Origin of the sequence: Amycolatopsis sp. cmx-11-32, from assembly GCF_047608695.1 — a bacterium.
GTDB lineage: Bacteria > Actinomycetota > Actinomycetes > Mycobacteriales > Pseudonocardiaceae > Amycolatopsis.
Window position 1 is genome coordinate 222,102 of the sequence record NZ_JADNQN010000014.1, and the last position, 25,638, is coordinate 247,739.

The 25,638-nt window shown below is 69.1% G+C and carries 22 protein-coding genes and 1 pseudogene; 12 read left to right on the top strand and 11 right to left on the bottom strand.

Features of this window, described 5'->3' with window-relative positions; all coding sequences use genetic code 11:
• Positions 1-69: 69 nt before the first annotated feature.
• From ACM6LR_RS33030 to ACM6LR_RS33050, 5 genes are all read right to left on the bottom strand, one after another.
• Positions 70-1,341: an MFS transporter gene (locus ACM6LR_RS33030; protein ID WP_414945199.1), complete on the bottom strand. Its 1,272-nt coding sequence runs from the start codon at positions 1,339-1,341 to the stop codon at positions 70-72.
• A gap of 44 nt (positions 1,342-1,385) precedes the next feature.
• Complete coding sequence (locus ACM6LR_RS33035) at positions 1,386-2,912, bottom strand: FAD-dependent monooxygenase (RefSeq protein WP_414945200.1); 1,527 nt, start codon at positions 2,910-2,912, stop codon at positions 1,386-1,388.
• 77 nt (positions 2,913-2,989) lie between these two features.
• Positions 2,990-3,916, bottom strand: coding sequence for a VOC family protein (locus ACM6LR_RS33040; RefSeq protein WP_414941711.1), 927 nt, complete (start codon positions 3,914-3,916; stop codon positions 2,990-2,992).
• Between the two features lie 8 nt (positions 3,917-3,924).
• Positions 3,925-4,806 carry a fumarylacetoacetate hydrolase family protein gene (locus ACM6LR_RS33045; RefSeq protein ID WP_414941710.1) on the bottom strand — a complete coding sequence of 294 codons (882 nt, stop codon included), beginning with the start codon at positions 4,804-4,806 and terminating at the stop codon, positions 3,925-3,927.
• A gap of 140 nt (positions 4,807-4,946) precedes the next feature.
• The gene (locus ACM6LR_RS33050) at positions 4,947-5,744 is read right to left on the bottom strand and encodes an IclR family transcriptional regulator (protein WP_414941709.1); all 798 of its coding nucleotides are present in this window, start codon (positions 5,742-5,744) and stop codon (positions 4,947-4,949) included.
• A 109-nt stretch (positions 5,745-5,853) separates the two neighbouring features.
• On the opposite strand from ACM6LR_RS33050, the gene ACM6LR_RS33055 reads away from it, so the two are divergent.
• The 8 genes from ACM6LR_RS33055 to ACM6LR_RS33090 are packed head-to-tail and all read left to right on the top strand — an operon-like array spanning position 5,854 to position 13,740.
• Positions 5,854-7,473 (top strand): bifunctional 3-(3-hydroxy-phenyl)propionate/3-hydroxycinnamic acid hydroxylase, encoded by a 1,620-nt coding sequence (locus ACM6LR_RS33055; protein ID WP_414941708.1) that lies wholly within the window; start codon positions 5,854-5,856, stop codon positions 7,471-7,473.
• A complete protein-coding gene (locus ACM6LR_RS33060; RefSeq protein ID WP_414941707.1) occupies positions 7,466-8,395 on the top strand; it encodes a VOC family protein in 930 nt (309 codons plus the stop codon). The genes ACM6LR_RS33055 and ACM6LR_RS33060 overlap by 8 nt, the downstream gene beginning before the upstream one ends.
• A 2-nt stretch (positions 8,396-8,397) precedes the next feature.
• Entirely contained in the window at positions 8,398-9,246 is an 849-nt protein-coding gene (locus ACM6LR_RS33065; protein WP_414941706.1) for a fumarylacetoacetate hydrolase family protein, read from the top strand.
• The gene (locus ACM6LR_RS33070) at positions 9,243-10,205 is read left to right on the top strand and encodes a TAXI family TRAP transporter solute-binding subunit (RefSeq protein WP_414945201.1); all 963 of its coding nucleotides are present in this window, start codon (positions 9,243-9,245) and stop codon (positions 10,203-10,205) included. The genes ACM6LR_RS33065 and ACM6LR_RS33070 overlap by 4 nt, the downstream gene beginning before the upstream one ends.
• 30 nt (positions 10,206-10,235) lie before the next feature.
• Positions 10,236-11,222 (top strand): hypothetical protein, encoded by a 987-nt coding sequence (locus tag ACM6LR_RS33075; RefSeq protein WP_414945202.1) that lies wholly within the window; start codon positions 10,236-10,238, stop codon positions 11,220-11,222.
• Positions 11,219-12,319 (top strand): zinc-dependent alcohol dehydrogenase, encoded by a 1,101-nt coding sequence (locus ACM6LR_RS33080; RefSeq protein ID WP_414941703.1) that lies wholly within the window; start codon positions 11,219-11,221, stop codon positions 12,317-12,319. Before ACM6LR_RS33075 ends, ACM6LR_RS33080 begins: the two co-directional genes overlap by 4 nt.
• 31 nt (positions 12,320-12,350) lie before the next feature.
• Positions 12,351-13,004 carry an MBL fold metallo-hydrolase gene (locus tag ACM6LR_RS33085; protein WP_414941702.1) on the top strand — a complete coding sequence of 218 codons (654 nt, stop codon included), beginning with the start codon at positions 12,351-12,353 and terminating at the stop codon, positions 13,002-13,004.
• 13 nt (positions 13,005-13,017) lie between these two features.
• Entirely contained in the window at positions 13,018-13,740 is a 723-nt protein-coding gene (locus tag ACM6LR_RS33090; RefSeq protein WP_414941701.1) for a class II aldolase/adducin family protein, read from the top strand.
• A 126-nt stretch (positions 13,741-13,866) separates the two neighbouring features.
• On the opposite strand, the pseudogene ACM6LR_RS33095 reads toward ACM6LR_RS33090, so the two are convergent.
• The 3 genes and pseudogenes from ACM6LR_RS33095 to ACM6LR_RS33105 all read right to left on the bottom strand — a co-directional run.
• Positions 13,867-14,221 (bottom strand): annotated as a pseudogene (locus ACM6LR_RS33095) (transposase); the annotation flags it as partial.
• Between the two features lie 176 nt (positions 14,222-14,397).
• Positions 14,398-15,864 carry a trypsin-like serine protease gene (locus tag ACM6LR_RS33100; protein WP_414941699.1) on the bottom strand — a complete coding sequence of 489 codons (1,467 nt, stop codon included), beginning with the start codon at positions 15,862-15,864 and terminating at the stop codon, positions 14,398-14,400.
• A gap of 61 nt (positions 15,865-15,925) precedes the next feature.
• Positions 15,926-17,476, bottom strand: coding sequence for a S8 family serine peptidase (locus ACM6LR_RS33105; protein WP_414941698.1), 1,551 nt, complete (start codon positions 17,474-17,476; stop codon positions 15,926-15,928).
• A 229-nt stretch (positions 17,477-17,705) separates the two neighbouring features.
• Between ACM6LR_RS33105 and ACM6LR_RS33110 the strand changes: the two genes are divergently transcribed.
• Positions 17,706-20,555, top strand: a complete 2,850-nt coding sequence (locus tag ACM6LR_RS33110) for an ATP-binding protein (protein ID WP_414941697.1) — start codon at positions 17,706-17,708, stop codon at positions 20,553-20,555.
• 342 nt (positions 20,556-20,897) lie between these two features.
• Here ACM6LR_RS33110 and ACM6LR_RS33115 read toward each other — a convergent pair whose 3' ends face one another.
• The 3 genes from ACM6LR_RS33115 to ACM6LR_RS33125 form a co-directional block, all read right to left on the bottom strand.
• Positions 20,898-21,056, bottom strand: coding sequence for a hypothetical protein (locus tag ACM6LR_RS33115; protein WP_414941696.1), 159 nt, complete (start codon positions 21,054-21,056; stop codon positions 20,898-20,900).
• Between the two features lie 347 nt (positions 21,057-21,403).
• Complete coding sequence (locus ACM6LR_RS33120; protein ID WP_414941695.1) at positions 21,404-21,829, bottom strand: pyridoxamine 5'-phosphate oxidase family protein; 426 nt, start codon at positions 21,827-21,829, stop codon at positions 21,404-21,406.
• Positions 21,830-21,838: 9 nt separating this feature from the next.
• Positions 21,839-22,381, bottom strand: a complete 543-nt coding sequence (locus tag ACM6LR_RS33125; protein WP_414945203.1) for a glycosyltransferase — start codon at positions 22,379-22,381, stop codon at positions 21,839-21,841.
• Between the two features lie 410 nt (positions 22,382-22,791).
• On the opposite strand from ACM6LR_RS33125, the gene ACM6LR_RS33130 reads away from it, so the two are divergent.
• The 3 genes from ACM6LR_RS33130 (at position 22,792) to ACM6LR_RS33140 (ending at position 24,805) form a co-directional block, all read left to right on the top strand.
• Complete coding sequence (locus ACM6LR_RS33130; protein ID WP_414945204.1) at positions 22,792-22,944, top strand: hypothetical protein; 153 nt, start codon at positions 22,792-22,794, stop codon at positions 22,942-22,944.
• Positions 22,941-23,264 carry a hypothetical protein gene (locus tag ACM6LR_RS33135; RefSeq protein ID WP_414941691.1) on the top strand — a complete coding sequence of 108 codons (324 nt, stop codon included), beginning with the start codon at positions 22,941-22,943 and terminating at the stop codon, positions 23,262-23,264. The genes ACM6LR_RS33130 and ACM6LR_RS33135 overlap by 4 nt, the downstream gene beginning before the upstream one ends.
• 179 nt (positions 23,265-23,443) lie before the next feature.
• A complete protein-coding gene (locus ACM6LR_RS33140; protein ID WP_414945205.1) occupies positions 23,444-24,805 on the top strand; it encodes an erythromycin esterase family protein in 1,362 nt (453 codons plus the stop codon).
• Positions 24,806-25,638 lie beyond the last annotated feature (833 nt).

Sequence of the window (25,638 nt, forward strand, 5' to 3'; positions counted from 1 at the left end):
GGCCTCATCCCGCCGCCGTTTGAAGCGGGCCGGTGATGCTCGCATCGGTCATCAGGTCCGCGTGGTCGGTCATTCGCGGCTCTGGGTGCTGATCGGGCTGTCGTCGGAGGTCGTGGGTTCGGGTTCGTTCCGGAGACGATCGCGGGTCGGTTCGCCGGTGGTGGCGAAGTTCTTTGGCACCAGGTACAGGGCCGCGGCGCCGATCAGGGCGGGGACCATGAAGGCGTAGAACCCCGCGCGGGGTGAGGCGATGAGGGTGGTGACGAGGGCGAGGTACGCGGGGCCGGCGATGGCACCAAGTCTGCCGATTCCGAGGCCGTAGCCGAGGGATGTGCCGCGCAGTGCGGGCGGGTACAGGGCGCTGAGGCAGGCGATGAGCATGTTCTGGCCGCCGAGAGCACCGAGTCCCGCCAGTGCGGAGACCAGCAGGAGCAGGGGGCGGGGTTGCTGGGTGCTGAGGGTGAACAGCGCGGCGGCGGCGAGCAGGAAGGTGCCGGTGGTGACAAGTCGTAGGTGCCCGCGGTCGGCGTAGATCGAGACCGCGAGACCGCCGATGCTCGCGCCGACGGTGAAGGCGATGGAGAACTCGAGGGAGGAGGTGAGGGCGTAGCCGTTGTTCATCAGGACGGTCGGCAGCCAGGAGGTGGTGCTGTAGACGAGAGTCATGCTGGAGAAGGCCGCGATCCACAGCAGGATGGTGCTGCGGCGGGTGGCGGGGGTGAACAGCCGGCGCAGTGGCCGCCGGGTGTCGGAGGTGATCGGGGGATGGGCGGGTGCCCAGGCTCTGATGAGCGGGAGCAGCAGGATGGGCAGGGCGCCGAGCAGGAACACGACCTGGAAGTGTGCGTGGGGGAGCAGCAGCCGGCCCAGCAGGGCCGAGAGGGTGCCGCCGGCGCCGATGGAGCCCATGGCCGCGGCGAGGTGAAGGGTGCGTCGGTGTGCGGGTGCGGCGTTGGCGACCATGGTGCCGACCAGCGGCGCGAGAGCGCCGACGCCCATTCCGGTGACGAACCGGGCGATGCCGAGTCCGGCGAGTCCTGGAGCGAGTCCGGCGCCGAGCATGGCCACTGAGATCCCGGTGATGGCGATGAGCAGCGGCAGGCGTGGGCCGCGGCGATCCGCGGCCCGGCCGGCGATGATCGAGCCGAACGGCATGCCGAGCGCGGTGAGGCTGCCGAGCAGTCCGAGGGTCGCGGGGGTGGCGCCCCAGGCGGGGTCGCGCAGAAGGCTGGGGGCGATGGTGCCGAGGGAGAACAGGTCGTAGCCGTCGACGAACAGTACGAGGCAGCCGAGGCCGAGTACGGTGCCGCTGTGTTGTTTCGGGGGGCGGGTGGCGGTCATTGGCGTGCCCTCTCTCGTCGTTGGGTGTGGGCGCCAGTGGTCGGTCAGCGGGGATATCCGGTTGCCCGCCGCAGGACTTCGCGTGGGGTTCCGGGTTCGGTGTCGGTCCAGGCGACGTGCTGGTCGGGCCGGATGAGGGTGAGGCGGTGTCCGGAGCGGGCCACGACGTGCAGCGGGATCCGGTGTTCGGCGGCGGCGTCGGTGAAGGGGCCGATCAGGGGGTGCTGTGCGGGGCCGAGCAGGGTGAAGCCGGGTCCGAGGAGGTCGTAGAGTGACTCGCCGGGGCCGAGCCAGTGGTGCGGAAGCCGGGCTCCGGATCGGGCGCCCACCAGCGGTGACCCTTGGTAGGTGTAGTCGAGTACCAGGTCCAGGCTGTGGAACTCGCCGCTTTTGTCGCGGTGTACTGCTTCGGCCACTCGGGCGCGCACCGCGGCGAATTCCGCGTCGGTGCCGGTGAGCCGGGCGTCGCTCAGTTCCGGGGCGAGGATGCTCATGTTCCGTGCCGCCTCGGCGATGGTCCGCGCGGCGATCGGCCTGCGTTCGTCCTGGTAGCTGGGCAGCAGCGAGCGCGGTGCCCAGCCGCGCAGCACGGCGGCGAGTTTCCAGCCGAGGTTGACGGCGTCGCCGATGCCGGTGTTAAAGCCATGACCGCCCCACGGCGGGTTGAGGTGCGCGGCGTCGCCGGCGAGGAAGACCCGGTCGCTGTGGTAGCGGTCGGCGAGCAGGAGCTTGGCTTTCCATGGGTCGGTGGCGAGGATTTCGGCGGGGATGTCGGCTCCGACGAGGCCGCGCACGACGCCGAGCGGATCGGCGTCTCCGGCCTGCTGGGGAAGGTTCTGGGCGATGCACCACCAGGTGTCGGCGAGGTCGAGTCTGCCGAGCATGCCCGGATGGGTCGGGTGCAGTACCCAGTAGTGCACGGCGGGACCGTGGGGCACCCGGTCGGCCAGCCCGGGGGAACGGAAGACGATGTTGTAGTTGGGTCGCTCGTCGGCGCTGCCTTCGTACCGCGCTCCGATGGCCGCGCGTACGGTGCTCGTCGCGCCGTCGGCTCCGACGAGGAACTCGGCCCGGATCCGCTGTGCCTGGCCGTGCGGGTCGATCACGGCGGCGGTGACACCGTGCTCGTCCTCGGTCAGGTCCACCACGCGCCATCCGGTTCGCAGGGTCACCAGCGGCGAGCCGCTGATCGTGTCGCGCAGGACCTGCTCGACGGCCGGTTGCGGGATCTGCTGGCCGGGTTCGGCGGCACGGTGGTCACCGGTGAGGTCCAGCCCGAAGCAGTGGTCGATGTGGGTGATCTCGCGGCCCAGGAGCCCGGTGGTGAACACGGCCCGATCGGACCAGCCGACCGGGAGCGCCGCCCGCGCCCGGACCTGCTCGGCCAGTCCCCACCGGCGGAACAGTTCCATTGTGCGGGCGGAGGTGGTCTTGGCTCGTGGACGCAGCCAAGACACCTCCTCGCGCGGTTCGATGACCACGGACCGGATGCCTTGGTGGGCGATTTCCAGCGCGACGGCCAGTCCGACGGGGCCGCCGCCTGCCACCAGGACGGGGATGGCTTCGGTCATGCTTTCGGGTCCTTCCCACCGCGTGAGCGTGGTGTTCGCGGCCGTTGCCGCGATGTGGGGATGCGGTGCGGAACCGCTCAGGCCACCGGTGAGTGCGCCCCGGTCATCAGCTCGGCCAGGTCGTCCGGTTCGAGGAACGACGGCGGCGGGGGCGGCCCCCAGGCGTAGAGGCCCTGGAGTCCTTCGAGGACTTTCGGGGACCACAGTTCGTCGTCCCCAACGGTGTCCATGTCGGAGTAGTACTCGGCGAACGTGCCTGCCGGGTCCTTGAGGTACCAGAAGAAGTTCGCGCCCGCGTAGTGGCGACCCAGGCCCCAGGTGTGGCGTTCGGGACGGTGCCGCAGCATCGCGTGCGCGCCTCGGCCGACTTCGTCCACGTCGTCGACCTGCCAGCTGGTGTGGTGCAGGAAGTTCACCGGAGCGGCCATGACGAGCACGTTGTGGTGCTCGATCGAGCAGCGCAGGAACACGGCCCGGTCACCCATGTAGTCGCTGATCTTGAAGCCGAGCCCGTCGGTGAAGAAGCGGCGGGTCGTTGGCAAATCGGTGCTGCCGAGGACGACGTGCCCGAGCTTGCGGGGCCGGACGGGGTCGGTGCGGCCGAGCACGGGGGCGCGACCGTGGCGGTCGATGCGGCCGGGGCCGTTGTACACCGGACCCGGTACGGGCGGCTCGACGACGATGCGCGGCCGGATCGCCACGGTCACCGGGGTTCCGGTGACCGGTTCGGTGGTGCGCAAGGCGTCCGCGTCGAGACGCGGCGACCGGTCAAGGGCGGCCAGGCGGGAGGAGATCGCGCCCAGGTCGTCGTGGTCGTCCGCGGCGACGGTCATCTCCAGCAGCCGGCGGGTCGGGGCGTGGGAGACACGCAGTTGCTCGCCGCCGTCGCGGGTGGCGAAGATCCCGTCTCCGCGAGGTTCGAGACCGAATTCGGTGTAGAAGCCGAGTGTCTCGGCGACGTTGGGGACCCCGAGGGAAACCGAGGCGAGTCCGTGCAGTGCCATGGAGACTCCTAATGCTGGTCGGTGGCGTCCTGGAAGACCTGGTGCAGTTCGCCGATCCCCTCCACCCAGCCGCGCAACCGCTGACCGGGCTGGATGAAGCGCTGCGGCCGTCGTCCGACCCCGACTCCCGCCGGTGTGCCGGTGAACACCACATCGCCCGGCTGGAGGGTGACGGTGTCCGACAGCGCGGAAATCAGCGCGGGCACCGGGAAGATGAGGTCTCGGGTGCGGCCCTTCTGGACCTGTTCGCCGTCGAGGACGCAGCCCAGCTCGAGGTCGTCGGGATCGGCGAACTCGTCGGGGGTGACCAGCCACGGCCCCTGTGGCGAGAATCCGGGAAAGGATTTGCCAAGGCCGAACTGGGGCGCGGGACCACGCAGCTGCGTGAGACGTTCGGACAGGTCCTGCCCGGCGGTGAGGCCGGCGACGTGCGACCAGGCCGCGTCCACGGTGATGCCGTGCCCCCCGCGGCCGATCACCACGACGAGTTCGATCTCCCAGTCCACGTTCCCGCCAGAGGGGAGCGGGACGGTCGTGTCGGGCCCGGTGAAGCTGGAGGGGTACTTGGTGAACACCGGTGGTAATCCGGTGGGTGCGTCGAACCCGGATTCCTCGGCGTGCGAACGGTAGTTCAAGCCGATGGCGAACACCTGGCGCGGCCACGGCGAGGGAGGGCCCAGCCGGGTGCGTTCCAGCGGGATGGCGTCCGCCGTGGCGGCGGCCGGGTCGAGGTTCGCCGCCCAAGCGGTGAACTCGTCCCATCGGGGGTAGAGGGCGGCCGGGTCGCTGCCGAAACGGTCGCCGCTGAGGCGGGCTACGTCCAGCCCCCGCTCCGCGCAGGGCGGGCCGACGACCAGGGTCGCGCGGTGTTCGTGATTGGCCAGGCGCATGGTGACTTCTCTCCTGTCAGCCGGACCGGGCGGTGGACCGCGGCCGGCGGCGGTGGGACGCGTCCGGGACTGTAGGGCGGCTGTCCTGTGTGGCAACAGTCCCGTCCTGAAATGCAGGACTTTGAAGGATGCCGTACCGATCAGCTGTCGCGAACGCACAGCCGCCGGGTCACTTCCGCGGCCGCCGCCGCGACCGCGGCCTCGACCTCCGGTAGCTGGGCTTGCGGAATCCGGGCGGCCAGCGCCGCGATGCTGATGGCGGCGCGAACCGAGCCGTTCGCGCCGCGGATCGGGGCGGCGACACCGAGGATGTGGTCGTCGAGTTCGCCCAGCGACACCGCGATCCCGCGGTTGCGGATCCGTTCCAGGCGAGTGCGCAGGGCGGCGGGATCGACCAGGGTCTTGTGGGTGAACCGTTCCAGCGGGGCCTGGTTCAGCACCGCTGTCACCTCGTCCGGGTCCTCCCAGGCGAGCAGCACTTCGGCCGCGGCGCCGGCGTTGATCGGCAGGATGTGACCCCGTTCGTAGGACAGCCGTACCGGTCGGGAGACCTCCACCAGGTCCAGGCAGACCACCGAACGCCCGGACCGGCGAGTGAGCAGAACCGTTTCGTTCACGTGCTCGGCCAGCCCTCGCATGACCGGGACGGCCAGATCGGACAGGCCAAGGCCGACGCGAGCGAGCCGGGCCAACGCGAAGATCCGCGGGCCGAGGCGGAATCCACCCGGGGTCTCTTCGACGAACCCGGTCGCCGAGAGGCTCTGCAGATAGCGGTAGGCGGTCGACCGGGCCACGTCGAGGCTGGCGGCGATGTCCGCCCCGCTCCAGACGGGGCGCTCGGCGCTGAACAGACCCAGGATGTCGAGCACCCGGTCCGCGGTGGAGTTGCGGTCCCGGTAGGGGGTTCCGGAATCGCGAGGGTCAGGTCGTGTGGTCATCGTGCGAGATTAGCCATAGTCCTGCATGGCAGGACACTGCTTTCATAAAACAGGATTGCGATCTTAAGGTGGGGCCACTGACCGCCCACGACGGAATCCAGGGGAGCCGATGCGACCAGCCGAACGTACGGACGTGGTCATCTGTGGTGCCGGGCCGGTCGGCCTGACGGTGGCTTCGCTGCTCGCGGCTCACGGCGTCGAGACGGTGGTGCTCGAGCGCAACGAAAGCACCAGCGCCGATCCGAAGGCGATCAGCATCGATGACGAGGCACTGCGCGTCTATCAGGGCGCAGGCATCCTCGATCAGGTGATGTCGGTGGTCGTGCCCGGCACCGGCACGCGGTACTACGACAGCGCGGGCGCGGAGTTGTTCCACGCTCGCGGACCAGCGCCCTATCGGCTCGGCTACCCGTTCAAGAACCCGTTCGCACAGCCGGATCTGGAGCGCGTGCTGGCCGCCTCGGTCGCGGCCTCCTCCGCCGCGCGGCTCCGGTTCGGCAGCCGGGTCACCGAGTTCGAGCAGGACTCCGAGCAGGTGGTTGTCCACGCGGAGACCGCGGCGGGACCGAAGGTGATCCGCGCGCGGTACCTGCTCGGCTGCGATGGCGGCCGCTCCACGGTGCGAGAGCGGCTCGGCCTGGAGATGACCGGACGCAGCTATCCCGACGTGTGGCTGGTCGTGGACACGGTGGCGGATCCGCATACCGAACGATTCGCCATGCACCACGGTGATCCGGCCCGCCCGCACGTGATCGTGCCGGGACTGGAGGGGCGATGCCGCTACGAGTTCCGCCTTTTCGACGGCGAGGGCGTCCCGGAACGGGAACCCTCCTTCGAGCTCATCCGGCGGCTGCTGTCCCCGTACCGGACGATCACCCCCGAGCAGGTCGAGCGGGCGGTGAACTACCGATTCCACGCGGTGGTCGCGGATCGGTGGACGCTCGGGCGGGTGTTCCTGCTCGGCGACGCGGCGCACATGATGCCCCCGTTCGCCGGTCAGGGACTCAACTCGGGCATCCGCGACGCGGCCAACCTGAGCTGGAAGCTGGCCGAGGTGCTCACCGGCGGATTGCGCCGAGACTGCCTGGCCACCTACCAGCGTGAGCGGTACCCGCACGCGCTGGCCAGCGTCCGCTCCTCCGAACGCCTCGGCAGACTGGTGATGACGACCTCGCCGAGCCTGGCCGCGGTCCGGGACCGGGCGATCCGGCGCGCGCTGGCCACCGACGCGGGCCGCGACTACCTGCAGCAGATGCGCTACCGCCCATCTCAGCGCTACACCGAGGGCATGATCGCTCCCACCGACCGTCCGGCCGAGGTGGGGGTGGCGATCGGGCAGCCGCTGGTGTTCGACTCCGATGAGCACCGCGCGCGACGTCTCGACGACGTCCTCGGCCCCGGCTGGTCCATCCTCGGCGTGGACACCACCGGTTCCGAATGGGCGGCCGTCGAGCCCTTGCGGCGCGCGCTGCGGGCGTGCGAGGCGCAAGTGACGCTGACCGAGCACATGCCACGCACCCCGCGACGGGTCCTGCTCGACGTCGACGGTGCCCTGGCCGCCGAGTGCCGAGAGCACACGCGCCGGTTCCTGCTCATCCGGCCCGATCGCGTCGTGGCCGCGAACTGGTCTCCCGGGCACACCGCCGAGATCACCCATCGCGTCCGGTCTTGGCTTCCCGAGGCCGAAACCCTCCGGACACCGACAGAGAAGGCGTTGAATCATGGATGAATCGCAGCGCGTGCCGCCGCACGAACGAGGCGCGACGGGCACCCTGACCCGGACGGCGGTCTCGCACCTCGGGCTCCGGGTACCCGACCTGGCCGCAGCGGTGGATTTCTACCAGCGGATCCTCGGGCTGGTAGCGGACGAGCCGACGGCACGTGACCGGGTACGGCTGGGCTGGGGCACCGGCCACCATGTCTTGGAGCTGACCGAGGGCGGTCAGGGCCTGACGCACTACGGGTTCGAGGTACGCGACGAGAACGGAATCGACGGAATCGCCGAGAGACTGAGTACGGCGGGGCATCCGGTGGCCGAACTCGACCGGTCCTACCTCGACGGCGCGCCCGGCGACGCCCGCGGTATCACCGTCGCCGATCCCCACGGCACGCCCGTGCACTTCCACACCGCGGTGGCCCGGCACGGCGAAGGCGCGGGAGACACCGGCCGTCGCCCGGTCAAGTACCAGCACATCACCCTTGGCACCGATGACGTGTCCGCCATGGTGGCGTTCTTCGTCGATACCGTGGGATTCCGCGTATCCGATCAGCTCGACGACGGTGGGTTCGCCTGGCTGCGCAGCGATCGCGACCACCACACCCTCGCCGCGGTCGACGTGGGCCGCGGCGGCGACATCGACCACTACTCCTTCGACCTCGCCCGGTGGGAGGACTTCAAGACCTGGTGCGACCGCCTGACCGACGAAGCGGTCGACGTCACCTGGGGACCAGGACGCCACGGTCCCGGCAACAACCTGTTCGTCTTCTTCGACGACCCGGCGGGCAACCACATCGAACTGTCGGCCGAGATGGAGAAGTTCCACGACGACCGGGTCGCCTATACGCCCCGCCGGTGGAAGCCGACGCCCCGTACGGTCAATCTCTGGGGCGGGCAGCTGGCGTCGTGGCGGCACACCAGCGAAGGGAACTGACCATGCGTTACGCGAGTTACGACGACCGTGGCACCCGCCGGGTCGGTGAGGTTCGCGAGCACACACTGGTGCCGCTGCGCGGACTGACCGAGATCGGTCCGCGAACCAGTCCCGAGGTCCTGCGGGACGCCGAACGCGACCACGGCGCGGCGGTCGAGGTGGGCAGCGTCCGGTTGCTGCCGGTGGTGCCCCGCCCGGCCAAGGTGTTCTGCGTAGGACTCAACTACCGGGCGCACGTCACCGAGACGCAGCGGGAGCTGCCCTCGTATCCGGTGTTGTTCCCCAAGTTCGCCGACAGCCTGCTGGGCGGGTACGACGACATCGTGCTTCCTCCCGAGGCGCGGCAGGTCGACTACGAGGGCGAACTGGTCGTGGTGATCGGCCGCCCGGGCCGCCGCATCGCCGAGGCCGACGCGTTGTCGCACGTGCTCGGCTACACCGTGGCCAACGACGTCACCATGCGGGACTTCCAGTACAAGACCCACCAGTGGATGCAGGGCAAAGCCTGGGACGCCAGTACCCCGGTCGGTCCTTTCCTGGTCGAGCCGGACGGGCTGGACCTGTCCGGGGCGGGTATCCGCACCGTCCTGAACGGACGGAAAGTCCAGGAATCGGACCTGTCGATGCTGATCTTCGACGTGCCCCGGCTGATCTCGGTCATCTCCACCTTCACCGCCCTCGCGCCCGGTGACCTGATCCTGACCGGCACTCCAGGAGGCGTCGGCTACCGGCGTGAGCCGCAGCTGTTCCTCAACGACGGTGACCTGGTCAGCGTCGAGGTCGACGGGCTGGGCACGATCCGCAACCACGTCCGCGCCGAGACCGACGGCGCGGACGGGGGCCACCGGTGAACGCGGCGCGGCCGCTCGAACCGCACCTCGATCGGGCACTGACCCTGCACCTGCGCGGTGACTGGGGCGCGGCGAACCTGCACCGCGTCTGCGGCTGGATCTGCCAGGAACTGACCGACCGCGCCGGTGCGGGCACCCGGATCGCGATCTGGAACAGCCGCGGTTTCGCCGACGCGATCCGCGCGGTCGGCACCGGGGCGGTGGACCTCGCCCTGACCACCCCGGCGGCGTTCGCCACGGCCGCTCTCGACGGGCGTGGCGTCTACCAGGGCGATTCCTTCCCGCAATTGCGCGCGATCGGTGTCGTCCCACAGCGTGATCGGCTGGTCGTCGCGGTGGACCAGCGGCTGGGCGTGAATAGCTTCGCGCAGCTGCGCGAGCGGGCCCCGCGGCTGCGGGTGGCCACCTCGGTTCACGACGGTGTCCACCACGTCGGCCTTTCCGCGCGTGCCGTCCTGGAACGCTCCGGAGTCGACGTCCTCGGCTGGGGTGGGTACTTCCTCGAGGATGAGCGCCCGTTCGAATCCCTCGGGCACGCGCTGGCCGGACGTGCCGACATGATCGTGCAGGAGGCGGTGATGCTGCCCGCTTGGCAGGAGCTGGCGCGCGGATACCGTTTCCTGGAGATCGAGCCCGCCGTGCTGCGGTCGCTGGAGGACGATTTCGGGTGGCCCGCCGCGACCGTGGAAGCCGGGTACTTCCCCGGTTGCCCGGCTCTGCGCACCCTCGACTTCTCTGATTTCCTGGTGCTGGCCACCACCGAGCTCGCCGAGGACGTGGCCTACGCGGTGGCGTGGATCCTCGGGGAGACCAGGCAGGTCATCGAACGGCAGTATCGCCACCTGCCGCCCGAACGAAGCCCGATCACCTATCCGCTGGACCCGGTCGCGATGGGCCGGGCCCCGATACCCCTGCATCCCGGCGCCGCCCGGTACTACGAAGCACTGCCGGCCACCTGAGCCCGGCATCCGCAGGAGAAAGAGGTTCCCGTGCGCGTCGTCGAAGACGTCATGGTCATGGATTCCGACCGGCCGCTGCGCAGCGTCGGGCGGGACGAGCACCTGCTGCTCGCCCCGCCGCATCCACCGACGGTGCCGATGAAGCCACCGCGGCCGCGACCACCGCTGGCCGTGGTGCACTTCCCGCAGGAGTACCGGGACCAGCCCTTCGCCCCGCCGCGCGGGCTCTACGAGAACGATCAGGCGCGGGTCGAATGGCAGACGATGAACAACCGGCAGCCGTTCTACCACCGCAACTGTGACGTGGACGAGATCTCCTACCAGATCGCCGGTGAACGCACCCTGATGACCGAGCTCGGCGTGATCGAGCACCGGCCGGGTGAGTTCTCCCGTATCCCGCGCGGCGTCGCCCACGACAACTACGGGCGCGGCGAAAGTCACCTACTGTTCTATCTGCCCGCCCCGGCCGAGGAACTCGGCGGCCACACGGGCGAGTCGCGTGCCGTCACGCCGCCGTTCCCCGGCTGGGCGGCGGCCCCGATCAACGAAGCGGTCACTCAGTGCATGGGCGCGCACGGCCACGACATCGCCGTCTTCCCCGTCGACGAGCGGGAACTGCTGGACCGCGTACACGAGGAAACCGATCGGATCCCCGTCCTGTGCGGGCCCGATTCCGGTCACGCGTGGCTCTACGCCACCGAGAAGTTCCGGCTCGGCACCGAGCACCTGGCGGCACATCAGCCGCGCCGCTACCGTCGCATGCTCGACGCCGACGAAATCCAGTATCAGATCAGCGGACGGCGGGTGCTGCTGACCCAACGCGGGATCGTGGAACTCGGGCCCGGTGACGCCGTGCGGATCCCACTCGGGGTCGCCCACGCCGGTCACGGTGAACAGGACGGCGTGTTCATCCGCCTGCTGTCGCACCGCGAGCTGCCCCAAGTCGCCGATACCGCGCGCACCGCGGAGCCGTATTCGCCGCAACTGCTGGCCGAGATCGTCGGAGGCGGCCGATGAACACCATGCTCGCCGCGCGCGCTCACCGCGACCGCTCCGACATAGTGCTGGAACGGATTCCCGTGCCGGAAACGGGGCCTCGCGACGTGCTGGTCGCCGTTCGCTCCGCCGGTCTCGCGCCCGGGATGATGCGGCTGCTGCGTGGCGGCGCGTTCAAGCATCTGCCGACCACGCTCGGGCACGAGGCGGCCGGCACTGTCGCGGCGATCGGCGCCGAGGTTCCCGGCTTCGCGGTGGGGGACCGGGTCCGGGTCCACGCCAATCTCAACTGCCGCGACTGTGAATACTGCCGCAGCGACCGCGACATGATGTGCGCGCAGCAGGCGATGATCGGCCACGCCGCGTTCAGCGACGCGCCGTTGCCGCTGTACGAGGAGTACCACGACGGAGCGCTGGCCGAATACGTCCGGGTGCCGCACTGGCTGCTCGACCCGCTGCCCGATCGGGTCGGGTTCGACGTCGGCGCCAAGGTGCACGACCTGGCCAATGCCCTGCGTGCCCTCAACTGCGCGGATCTCGTACCCGGCGCCACCGTCGTGGTCACCGCGGCCACCGGGGCGATGGGCACCGCGACGGTGAAGCTGGCCGCGCACCACGGAGTGTCCAGGCTCGTCCTCGTCGGCCGCAGTGCCGCGCGGCTGGCCGCCGTCGGCGAGCTCGCCGGGTCCGTCCTCACCACGGCGGTCGCGCTCGAAGAGCTCGCGCCGGACTGGACGACCACCGGGGAGCTCACCCAGCGTCTCCGTACCGAGATCCCGGGTGGCGCGGACGCTGTGATCGACTACGTGCCCGATGGCCCCGCCACCGGCCAGGCCATGGCCGCGCTGCGCCACGGCGGCACTCTCGTGCACATGGGAGCCAACCGGACCCCACTGCCGTTCCCCCCGGCGGCCCTCATGGTCAACTGCTGGCGGTTCACCGGGACCCGCTCGTGCACTCGCAACGACACACGGCGAATCCTCCGCCTGCTCACGACCGGGGCGCTGGTCGCGGACGAACTGATCACCCAGCGATACGTCCTGAGCGAAGCGGACGCCGCCGTGCGGGCGATGCAGAACCGCGGCGAACCGATGTGGATGACCGTGGTCAATCCCTGATCTCGCCGACGACCCTGAAGGAGACACCTCAGTGGACCTCACGCACTACGGACACGCCTGCGTGCTCGCCGAACTCACCGGCCGCGACCGGCCGGTCCGGATCCTGTTCGACCCCGGCACCTACTCCCACGGTTTCGACGAGCTTCGTGACCTCGATCTGATCGTGCTCACCCACACCCACCCCGATCACTGCGACGACAGCCGCGTCTCCGCCCTCGCGGCACACAACCCGCGGGCACGGCTTGTGCACGGCGCCGACGCCGACGACCGGTTTCCGGATCTGGCTTGCCCACGCCGGCGGGTCGCCCCGGGCGACACGCTGGACGCCGAAGGAGTCACCGTCACGGTAACCGGTGGCGCACACGCCCCGATCCATCCGGACCTGCCCGGCGGCGGCAACCTCGGCTACTTGCTCGACGACGCCTTGTTCCACCCGGGTGACTCGTTCGATCGGCCGCCCGGGAACGCCGACATCGTGCTGATCCCGGCAGGCGGACCGTGGATGAGGTTGTCGGAGGCGGTCGACTACGTGCGGGCGACCCGCCCGGCCGTGGCCGTTCCCATCCACCAGGCCGGACTCGCTCCCGCCCACCAGCAGATGCACCATCAGCTGCTCACCAAGCTCGCCCCACCGGGTACCGACGTCGTGCTCCTCGACCACGCCACCCCGCGCACCCTTCGATGAGCGGAGGCCAGTCATGACCGATGTAAGGCACACCGTCGCCGCCGCCGGCCACGCCCTGGCCGCCGCGGGATTGACGGACATGGTCTGGGGACACGCCTCGGTGCGCGACCCCGACGGCGACGGCGTCTGGATGAAGGCGTCCGGGTGGGGATTCGACGAGATCGACCCCTTCAAGGTCGTCCTGGTGGACCGGGCCGGCTCGGTGCTGGCCGGCGCCGGACGGCGGCACCTGGAATTCCCCATTCACACCGAGATCATGGCCGCCCGCCCGGACGTGACCTGCGTCGTGCATACCCACGCCCCCGCTCTGGCCGCCTTCGCCTCGCTGAACACTCCGTTGCGGCCGATTTCCCATGACGCCGTCCCGTTCTGCCAGCCGCAACTGCCGCGGTTCACCGACACCGGTGCGCTCATCGACACCGGCGGCCTCGGCCAGGCCCTCGCCCACCGGCTCGGCGACGCCGACGCGATCCTCATCCCTCACCACGGTGCGGTCACCGTCGGGCCTGATCCCCAAACCGCGGTGATGTACGCCGTCCTGCTCGAACGAGCCTGCCGCACCCAACTGCTCGCTGCCGCCGCAGGCGGCCCCGCCACCTGGTCCGACGAGACCGAAACCCGCCACAAACGCGAACAAGTCTGGCCACCCGCTCAAATCGAAGCCGGCTGGAACTACCTGCTACGACAAGCGAAAACCCGCCTGCCGCACGCTCCTGCCGACAACACGTTGTTCTGATCCGGCGCCGAGACCCGGTTGTGCGATCCGGATCACCGGGCGCTGTTGTCGTTGCTGGGGGCACAGTCGCAGCGAGACGTGCTGCGTGCCCGTCACCGGGTACTCGCGGCGATGCACAACCAGGCGGCGCAGTGCGGCGGCGATCTTCCTGCTGTCGGTGTAGGACGCGAACCGCATCGCCGCGCGGATCAGGTGGACCGTGCAGGTCTGCACGGTGGTCTGCGACCAGGTCGCCTCGATGGCCTCGGGATACCCGGTGAGGGCGTCGCAGCACACGATGAGCACGTCCCGGATTCCGCGGTTGCGTGACTCGGCGCAGACCCCGGCCCAGAACGTCGCCACCTTCGGTGGCCTGAACCCAGATCCCCAGCATGTGCTTCACGCCGTCCAGATCGACACCGACGGCGATGTGAGCGGCCTTGTTACGGACGGCGTGGCCGTCACGGACCTTCGCGACCAGCGCGTCGAGGTAGTCGCCTGGCGCCGCCAGCAGTCCACCGAAGCCGACCCGATCACCGCGAACGCCTCCTCTCCCAGAATTTCGTGGTCACTGCGGGTCTGGGACAGGGCCGTGGAGCCCGCGGCCGCTTGGGCGGTCACGGGCTCCACGGTTACCGGTGAGCGGGGTTCCGGATCATGGAGCCGCCGGTCCGTGGATCATCGGACCGTGAGGGTGTACTCCGTAATCCCGGTCTTGCCGGTGCTGTCCGTCGCGGTGATGGTCACCTTGTAGGTGCCACGCTGGTACGGGCCCATGATCGTCATTCGCGAAGTGCCGCCGGAAACGACGGTCCGCGGTGAGAACATCGGCGAGTAGGGCAGGCCGGCGCCGCTGAGCCGGATGGGACCCGTGCCGCCGGTGACGGTGATCGTCGCGTTGGTGTAGCCACCGGGCGGGACGGTGCCGGAGTTCGGCGAGGTGGACGGCTTCGGGCCATCGGTGGTGCCGCCGTCACCGACCGTGAGCGTGAACTCAGCGGTCTTGGAACCAGAAGCGCCCTTGGCCGTGATGGTGACCTTGTAGGTACCCGCCGGGGTGCTCGCCGAGGTCTGCAGGGTCAGCTTGGCCACCTCACCGGAGTTGACAGTCGTCGAGGGCTGGAAAGTGGCCGTCGTTCCGTTGGGCAGGCCGGACGCGCTCAGGTCCAGCTTCTCCGGGCCCTGGTCGCCCGCCGTGGTGGTGATGCTGGTGGAGACGTGCTTACCGGCCTCGGTCTTGCCGGAGGCCGGCGACAAGGCCATGCCGAACTTGCCGTCGCCTGGCTGGGTTCCGCCGATCTCGGTGCGGGCCCAGTCACCCATCGCGTTGGTCAGGCGCGCCATGATGCTGTAGCGGTCGCAGGCGCTGGAGCCCCACGACGAGACGCCGACGATCACGCCATCGACGATGAACGGCCCGCCGCTGTCGCCGGAACAGTTGGCGGTGCGTCCGTCGTTGTAGCCGGTGCACACCATCAGGTCGCCGTTGACCCGGATGTCGAAGACCTGGCAGCCGCTGGGGTCGTTGACCGGCAAGGTGGTCTTGCGTAGTTCACCGGAGCCGCCGCCCGCCGACGTCTTGCCGTAGCCGAGGGACGTGCCGGACTTGCCGGGCTGGGTCAGCGCGCTGTCTCCCGAGCCTGCCACCTTGGCCCACTGGCTTTCCGGCACCGGGAGGTCGTCGACGGTGGTGACCACCGCGACGTCGTAGCCGGTCCGCCAGCCGCCGGAGCCGGTGTAGCCGGGGTGGGTCTTGTACGAGGCGACGGCCGTGCGGAACGTCTCGTCGCCCGGGGTGTTCAGGTCGTCGTCGCCGTAGAAGTAGCTCTTGGCGCCAGTAGTGTCGACCATGCAGTGCGCCGCGGTCAGGATCTTGCGTTTGCCGACCACGGAGGCGGTGCAGGACTGCCCCTGCGGGCCACCGCCCCCGACACGCATACCGGCGATGACGAACGGGTATTCCTTGACGGTGGTGCGTTCCCCGTTGACGATCCGGGTTCCCACGTCTCCCGCGCGGAGCTGGTCGGTCGGGGTCGCCGCGATACTGATCTCGTCGGTCGGCGCGGCGTCCGCGGTGTGCATGATCGGCAGGGTCGCCGTGGCCAGTGCCAGGGTGAGTGCTACGGCGAAGCGTGGTGATCTCATCGTTCTCCTTCGAGGGCGAGGATGGAGAGGGAGAGTGGACGGCGCTGTCTGTCCACTTCGGTCAGAATGTGATCGACCAGCCCGTGAGCGTGCCGACGTCGAACCGGTAGATGTCGCGCACCGAGAGCCGCCACGTGCCGTTCGCGTCCTCGCGCGAGGCGTCGACGGTGAAGCTTTGGTGCACGCCGCCGGATTCGCCGACGCCACCCGCGCGTTTGAGCGGATAGGACGACCCGCTCGGCCCGACCAGGTCGATGGCGAGGTCTCCGGTGTAGCCGTGGTCGATGTCCACTCGCACCGCCAGCGTGGCCGAGGCCTTGCCATCGCAGGAATCCTGGCTCACAGAGCTGCCCACCGCGGCGTCCGCGTCGGGGATGGCCACATCCTGATCGTTGCTCTTGACCCCGCACTCGGGCGGCGGGCCGCCACCCAGGTCGCCGACGTAAAGCAGCTTGTTCGGCGAGGCCGTCCCGGGGTTGGTGATCAGGTCTAGGGTCGCGCTGCGCACCAGCGCGTCGCTGACCTGCTGCGGGGTCGCGCCGGGGTTCGCGGCCAGATACAGCGCAGCCCCGCCCGCGACGTGCGGGGAGGCCATGGACGTACCGCTGGCGGTACGGAACGATCCGGCGTTGTCACTGGAGTAGATGTTGCCGCCCGGTGCGAAGAGGTCGATGCAGCGGCCGTAGTTCCCGCCGCGGGTGCGGTCCTTGTTGAACCAGCCGACGGTGAGCGCCTCCGGGACGCGCGCCGGGCTGACGGCGCACGCGTCCTTGCCGTCGTTGCCCGCGGAGACGGCCACGACGATCCCCTTGGCCACCAAGGCCTTGACCTGTTCGTCCCCGACGCCGAGCGCATCCATGCCCAGGCTCATGTTCACCACCGCGGGCTTGACGGCGTTCTTGGCCACCCACTCCATGGCGCTGACCGTGGCCGAGTCCGGGCCGGACCCTTTACAGTCCAGTGAGCGCACGGCCACGACCTTGGCCTTCTTCGCCACACCGACGGTCTTGCCCGCGATCGTCCCCGCCACGTGCGAGCCGTGCCAGTAGCAGTCGCCGGCGTCGGTATCGTTGTCGAGTAAGTCGTAGCCGTGGCTCGCCCTGCCCTCGAACTCGGGGTGCTGGGTCTGCACCCCGGAATCGATGACGTAGGCGGTCACACCCTCACCCGAGTTCGGGAAGGTGTACTTCTTGTCCAGGGTGGCGGTTCGCTGGTCGATCTGGTCCAGACCCCACGACGGCGGACTCGGCTGCTCACCCGCGGCCCTGGTCGTGCCGTCCTGGTGTACTGCCTTGACCGACGGGTCGGCGGCCAGTCGCCGCGCCTGCCGCTCGGTAAGGTCTCGGACCGAGAACCCGTTCAGCGTGACCGAGTACGTGTCGGTCACCTCGCCGCCGTAGCGCTGGGTGAGTGTCGCGGCGTGGCCGTCCGCCGCGGCACGGGCGCCACCCCCGAGCACCACGATGTACTGCCCGGTGTAATGCCGATCGGCTTGGACGACAGCCGCTTTCGCCTGCTGTGCCACGGCCACGCCCGCGGTCGTCACCACTGCCGCGGCGGCGACCGCGACGGTGAACAGGGTTGATATCCATCGCGTTCTGCACTGTTGCATCGATTCCTCCATCGTGCGTTCGAACGGCCGTAGGGCGGGGTTGTGACATCAAGCCGCTCGGGGAATCACCCTTCGTCCTGGGAGGCAGGGGAACAAGTGTGGTCGCGACCCGTATCGGTACCTGATCCTGTGTGGACGCAAGTGCGGTAGCTCGCGGGGTTATGGCACCCGCGTCCGCCGACCTACCATGTCGGGATCCTCTGCGGGCGGATCACGGACAGGAGCGAGCATGGTTGATGGCTGCGCGAATTCCCTCTCCGTCCGATCCCGCTCGCTGCCGATGATCGGCCGGAACACGGACCTCACCGCGATGCTCGGCGCGGCGAGGAACCCGCCGTCGGCTGTTTTCGTGGAGGGTCAGGCCGGAGTGGGCAAGACCAGACTGGTCTCCGAATTCGCCGCCGCAGCCGCCCGAGAGGGAGCCCCGCGTGTGGTCATGGGTTCGTGCCTGCCGTTGCCCGAGCCGTTCCCGTACGGAGTGCTCCTCGACTGCCTCAGCCAGTGCGATGCCCGGCTGGGCGAGCCCGGTCCGGTGACCGGTGCGCTGCGGGACTATCTGCCCGAACTCGCCGACCGTCTGCCGCCGGCGCCACGTGCCCTCGGCGATCCCGACGCCGAGCGGCACCGAGTCTTCCGCGCCCTGCGCGATCTGCTCCGTTCACTGGGGCCGACCGTGCTCGTGCTCGAGGATCTGCACTGGGCGGACGAAGAGACCCGCCGGGTGTTGCGATTCGTGATGGCGAACCCGCCACCGGACTTGTCGATCGTAGTGACCTACCGCCGCGAGGACCTGCCGTCGGGGGCGCCACTCGGCCACGCCTTCCATGTCCCGCACGGAGTCACCGGGGTCAACCTGCTCCTGCGCCCTTTCGGCACGGCGGAGGTGCGCACCATGATCGACGCCCTCGTGGGGGCCGCCGTGACGTCGCGGGGGTTCGCCGAGGCCGTCCTGCACGAGACGGCGGGGATCCCGTTCGTGGTCGAGGAAACGGTGCGGGCGCTGGGTGACCCGGTGCGGGACGTGCGCGCCGAAGGTGACCTCGCCCGGCGCGTCCTCGACGGGATCGACGTGCCGCCCGCGGTGGCGGACGCGATCAAGGAGCAGCTGGGAACCCTGCCTGACGCCGCGCGGATCATCACCGAGGCCGCCGCGGTGCTGGGCGTCCCGGAGACGCCCGAGGTACTGGGCGCCGTGGCGGGTGAGGCGAAAGCGGCACACCTGATCGCGTCGGTGGAATCCGGTGTGCTCGTGGAGGAAGCGGTCAACAGGTACGGTTTCCGGCACAACATCGCCAGGCGCGCGGTGTATGCTTCGCTTCCCGGTCCGCTGCGGCGGGAACTGCACGAACGTGCGATAGCCGCGCTGTCCGCCCTCGATCACGCACCTGTCGCTCGCCTGTCCGCGCACGCCAAGGCGGCGGGTCTGAAGGGCGAGTGGTTGCGGTACAGCGAACTCGCCGCCAAGGCGGCGGAGGACGTGAAAGACGTGTCCACCGCGGTCGACCTGCTGTTCGAGGTGCTGGTCGATGCGGAGACCAGTCCCGAAGCCACGAACCGGTTGGCGACCAAGCTGTGTGACTACGCCCTGACGGGACTACCCGGCGGCGCGGTTACCGCGCGAGTCGAAAGCCTGCTGTCGGACCCGCGCCTGGCCCCGGATGTGCGAGGGCAGGTGCATCTGTGGTTCGGGCTGCTGCTTCAACGTGAGACCGGGTCGGTCGATCGCGGTGCCGAGGAGATCACCCACGCCATCGACCTGCTTGGTGACCAACCGGAACGTACTGTGCGCGGCATGGCGGCCATGGCCGGACCATACCTGGGGACGGCGTCGGTCGCTGAGCATCAGACCTCGCTCGACCGGGTGGAGGGCATCATCGACCACCTGCCCACCCAAGCCTTGCGCACCGCACTGCTGGCCACGACGCTCGGCGGGCGGCTCATCATCGGCGACCCGAGCACCTGGGAACGCATCGCGCAACTGCCATCTCCGTCGGATGTGCAAGACCCTGAGGAGATCCACCACCTGGCTCGGGCACACTGCAACCTGGCGGACGCGTGCTCGTGGATCGGACACTATTCCCGAGCACGCGAGTTCCTGCGCGACGGGATCGCCTTGGCCAAACGAGTCACCTCCTCATACGTCGTCGGCACCGCCGAGGCCACGGCGGTGCGGCTCGACTGGCTCAGTGGGCGATGGTCGGGCCTGGAGCAGCGCATCGACCGCTTGATCGAAACCTACGCGGACCTGTTGCTGACCACGGACCTGCACCTCACGCGCGGTTGGCTGGCGGCGGCACGCGGTGAGTGGGTGCGGGCGGAGAAAGCCTTCCAGGCGGCGGGGTCGTACCCGACAGCGCAGGTCTTCCCAGTGGGCATATCGGCGGCCGGCGGAATGGCGGGAATGCTCCTCAGCCGGGGAAAACCCGCTGCGGCGGAGGAACACGTGAGACGCGGCGTGGCGCTGCTGCGGTCCAAAGGCGCGTGGGTGTGGTCAGGCGACATCCTGCCCCAGGCCGTCGACTACTACCTGGCAGTCGGGGATGTCGACGCCGCGCGGCTGCTCGTCGCGGAAACAGCCCTTGGTCTGAGAGGCGTCGACGCCCCACTGGCCCAAGCGGGACTGACCGCCTGCCGCGCGCGACTGGCCGCGGCCGCGGACGACCGTGACGAGGCCGACCGGCTCTACCGGGAAGCGATCGACCTGCACTGGAACCTGGGCCTGTCCTACCGAGCCACCCAACTTGCCGAGCAGGCCGAGGGCGAAACCCTTACCGACGCCACGGTGCTCGAAGCGCTGACCCAGTCCTACGACTCCCTGGGGGCCACGGTCGACGCCGCCCGCTGCCGCCACCGCACCCGCAGTACCGGCGTGGCCACCCCCTCACCCCGGGGGAGGCGCGGCTACGGCAGCGAACTCTCCCCGCGTGAACAGGATGTCGCCCGCCTTCTGGCAGGCGGCCACACCAATCGCGACATCGCCCAGGCCCTGTTCCTTTCCCGCCGCACGGTCGAGGAGTATGTGGTCAAGGTCCGCCGCAAGCTGAACGTCTCCTCCCGCCACGACATCCGCCTCTTATGAGATGCCGGGTCGGGTCCGGTACGGCAGTTCACCGTCGAGACTCGACGCAACACGGACGGTCGCCACGATGGCTGCCGGGCTCATCCCACGATCTTGGCCACCAAGCCGTCATCACTGGCGCACGCACCGATCGACCAACGACACACACGAACGAGGTGGGGCCAAGTCAGAGTGCCGACCCACGTCGACAGCAGGAGGTGGAACCACAACAGGATGCCGACCGATCCTGCAACCCGACGCCGGGCCAGTTCAGAATACCGAACGGGGGCCAATTTGGCTTGCGATGCCAGTACTCGGGACTGTCCCTGCCGGTCCGGCTGAATCCCGAATTCTCCTGCGGTTTCACGGCGCGGCGGGATCGAGCTGGAAGCGCCCTGGGTGCGCGGCCCGCATGTGGCGGGCGGCGGTGGTGACGCCCACGTCGTGACCGGCGTCGAGCAGATCTCGAAGCCGCGGCGGGTCGTGGAGTTCGACCGCTTGGTGAACTGGCGACCAGGTCATAGTAGCCCTTATCCGCATCGGTTCGGCTGGACGGTAACCGCTCGCGGGGACTCCGCCGAACGCGACGGCTCAGACGCGACAGGTTCACAGGCATCAGCGAGGTGACGTTCTCCGACTCGACGGACCCGCGGCCGGATCGTCGACGACGAGCACCGACTGCTTTCGGTCGCCGGCGAGCGGGTCGTGCTGGTTGACGGCCGGGTGTCGGCGACCTGGAAGCCCGACGGCGACGCGGTGGAAGTGACGCCGTTCCGCCCCTTCTCTCGGGTCGAGCGGCCGCTGTCACCGTGGAAGGGGAGGAACTGGCGTCGTTTCTCTCGGACAAGGACAGCCGGGAGGTGCTTTGGTCAGAATGAGCCCATGTCGGACGAGATCCAGTGCTCGGGGCGGAGGTAGATGGCCGTATGCTCGCCGAGCTGGCTCAGCTCGAACTCCACGAAGCCGTCGACCTTGTCTGCGGGCAGATAACGCGCGGCCATCTGCCTCGACAGCTCGCGGGTGCCCGGCTCGGTCCGGACCACCGGCCCCTCCACCGCCACATAGCGAATCGTCGGCTCGGTCCGCTGAACCATCAGGCTGAACCGCCCAGCCGCCTCGATCGCGCGAGCCTTGCGCGAGCCGGGCGCGGTGTTCACCCACAGTTCGCCACCGGGCGTGTAGTGGTACCAGATCGGCACGACCAGTGGCGCGCGATCGTCGCTCTCGACCACGGACAGCGCCCCGATCCGCGGCTCGGCCAGGAACTGCTCGCGTTCTTCCTTCGACAATGGCATCACCCGAGACTATCGAGATGACCGGCGGGCCGCAGCTCCCAGCCTGGTCAGGTCGTCAGCCGAACCAGGTGAGGTCGAGAACGTCGACGTGGAACTCGCGAGGGGGACGGCCGGGCCGGTGACGTTGACCGTAGGACCACGACGCACCGATTCAACCCGATCGGCAAGCAACGCGATGTTCGCGACAGCGAGGCACCGACACCTCTCGTCCTTGGCGATGCCGGTTCCGGAAAGACCGTCACTGCAGCGGCGGCGGCTCGCGCACACCTGCTGCGGCGAGACGCGGCCGCTCCTGCCGGCGCCGCTCGTGATCGTGTGTTGTTCTCGACCTTCAGTCTTCAACGGGTTGCGCGCACGCCTGATCTTGCCCGTCGCGACCGCCTCGAACGGGATCCCCTCGGCGGCGGTGACGCGAGCCTCCAAACCGGCCGCGGTCCCGACCCAGAGGACCTCCACGGGCTTGCCCTGATCGGCCAGCTTGGCCTGCAGCGTACGAATGGTCGTCAGCGCTGGATAGGTATGCCCACCCGTCCCGCCCCCTGTGACGATCAACCGAAACGGCAGTTGTGCGACATCTTGCGGTGCTGGGCGCCGGCCTGAGCCGCGGCATGCTTGTGCATCGTCAAAACCCGCTGTTTCTCAACCTGTCGGGGAGGACTCGACTGTGACCCGGCCTGGGGTCAGCTTTCGACGCTGATTGTTTCATAGGCGGGGATTCGTTTCGGCGCCACTCACCGCATGCCGTGTAGTACTGCGTTGGGCGTCCACTATGGACACGACCGCGGCCATGCGGGCTGTCCGCTGACAGGTCGTCACCCCCACCCCCTGCAAAGGGGCGGAGGGCACGGTTCCCCTCCCCTGACACCAGTGGCCGATGCAGCCTATCGGCGACAAATCCAGACGGCCCAGTCTCATCTTCGCTTCACAAATGAAACGGAGATGGCGCGGCTAGCGTGGCGCGTGTGCCCTCCCACGCCGTGAACAAATCCCCTGGTTCCGCTCAGCACTCCGTCCCGGCCCGCAAGGCCGCCGAGCCTCTTTCGCCGGCGTTGATCCGATGGTTCCCCGGTGAGAAGTTCGCCGGTATCGCCGAGATCGGTGACCACGTCCGATGACCGCGGGCTACTGGAACCGCTACGCCGAGCGCGCGGCCGACACCGGCCACGACGATCCACCCGAACAGGCCTTGGGGTGGACTCGGTATCCCGGGCACGGTCCCGTGGCCGAACTGCTCGGCGACCCGCGTTCCGCTCTTGAGCTGGGATGCGGGCGCTGGGACGCGGTCGCGGCACTGGCCGCACGGGGAGTGGACGCGACCGGCGTGGACGTCTCCGCGGTGCAGTGCGAGCAGGCGCAACGCCGCTTCGGCACCGTCGCGGGTACCCGCTTCGAGCTTGCAGCACCGGCCGGACGATCGCACCCGATACGGGCTTGATCAATCACCATCGCGAATGGCGAGCCTCGAAGAACTGGGGACGGCTGAACGCGCTCGTAGAGGCCGCACTGCGCTCCGTGGGCGTACCCATCCGACGCCTATGACGGCGGTCCCGCCGCTCAACCGAACGAGAGCTGTGTCTTGACCTCGACTCTGCTTGATGTTTCAGGATGATCGTCATGGACTTGGAGAACATCGGTGAGCAGTCGGGCAAGGTCGCCTCGGTCGGGCAGGTCTCGAAAGTCGGACCGCATGACGACGAGGGCCTCACCTCAGAGGGGGCCGAGGTGAGGCTGCGAGCGGAGGTCATCGACTGGATCGAGGAGGTGGCGCACCCCTTGACGACCACTCGGCCGTCGGCACCGTTGGAGGATCTTCGGCCCTTGGCCGGGATGCTCGGGCGGGCCTCGATCGTGGGGTATGGGGCCGGGACGCGCGGTGCGCACGAGGTATTCACGATGCAGGACCGCATCGCCCGTCTCTTGGTCGGTGCGGCCGGATTCCGGGTGGTCGCTTTCGACCAGGACTGGACACTCGCTACGCGGCTCGACGCGTTCGCGCGCGCCGGTACCGGTGACCCTCGGGCGATCCTCGCGGACGCGGAGGCCTTCGCCGACACCGAGGAGATGCTCGGGCTGGTCGAATGGGTCCGTGACTTCAACCAAAACCATCCCGATGATCCGGTCCGGCTGGCGGGAGTGAGCCCGCACGCGGTCGGGGCAGCGGCGTACGACACGGTCCTCGATCACTTCCGCGAAGCCGCTCCCGCACGTCTCGACGAGTTGGCGGCGTACTATGCCGACCTGCGCCCGGAGGGCGATCTCGCGACGCACACCGACTATTTCCGGAAGCTGGCGAACCGCACGGAATGGGTCGAACGCGCTCGCGCGGCGCACGACCTGGTGGCCGAGGTGACGGCTGGTCTCGTCGGCCACACGTGGGCACTGCACACAGCACGCGTGATCGTTCAGTTCTACGAGCTGCACGATCACGACGACCGGCCCGAAGACCCGTTCAACATGGCCTACTTCGAGCAGTCGTTCGCTGAGAACGTCGAGTGGTGGCAACGGTACACCGGTCGCAAGACCTTGTTCTGGTCATCGAGCTCACACACCTCCAACGGCCTTTACCGAGGCTTCCCTCCGACCCCCTCGGACGTGTCCCGCAACGCGGGCAGCTACTTGCGGGAGCGGCTTGGACCCGCTTACCTCTCGATCGGGCTGACATTCCACGACGGCGAACTGGCCACCTATGCGAGAACCGACCCTCTCCACGTACCGGGCTCCGCGCCCGAGCTGATCGAATCGGTTCTCGGCGGAACCGGGCTGGACGGCTACCTCCTGGACCTCGACGCGGATCGGCCACAGTCGGTAGCCGAATGGCTGTCTCGCACTGCGAAGTTCAGGGTCATCGGAGGCGACTACGACCCCGACGCCGACAGCGTCCACCACATGACGGGCGGCTCACCGCGAGACTGGTTCGACGTGATCGTTCATTGCCAGCACGTCACACCGGCCCGTCCTGTCGACCGGGCCACATGACCACCAGGGTTCAGGGGTCGACGACATCGCCGATCCGCGACATCCACGCAAGCTCGACCAGTTGCCGAACGAGACCGAGGAGATGTGCGGACGTCTGAGCGCTCGCTCCGCGACCAACGGACATAGAGGACGTAACCGCCGCTAGGAGACCTGTGATTGCTGCGATGCCACATGGTAGTTGCATCCAGGCTGGTGAACGGAGCGGAGAGACCTGTGGCTACCTGGCACCATGGGCCCGTGGATGTCGCATGGCCCGGCGTTCGATCTCGTCCAGCCGGAGTCCGTGGACCTCGGCGAGCGAGAGCACGTACACGGTGCTCAGCTCGAGTGAGGAGAAGAATTCGCCCGCCGACAGCGCCAGCGGCCGCGGTGGCTCCGACCGCGGCGCCCGTGCTCGTCAGGCTGCTGACGTACATCCGTTCCAGGGGTGCGGACGACCTCCGCCGGTGTCGCATCCGGGTTGCTGGCGGGCACGGGCGATGTTCTTGCGGACCAGCGGTGCCTGCATTCTCGGGTTTGCTCAGTTTGGCTTGTGCCTGCTCGAACAGGGCCTTGTAGTCCACTTCGGCGGGCGGTCCGGTCTCGGCCGGTGTGCGGGGTCTGCGGTGTGGAGGCGTTGTCGCCGGGAGAGCGGGAATCAGTCACCACCTGTCCTCGTAGAGATGATCAGGGGAAGGCCTTCACAGGCGGATATCACAGGCGCTGATGAGAATCGAGTCGCTGCGGATGCACGCGGCGGCTGTTACATCGCGTGCTCTGCGGCCCTATGTTGGTCGTTGCCAGAAAACGGCAACAGTCGGGTTCTGTCAGCACAATGCGGGGTACAAAGACAT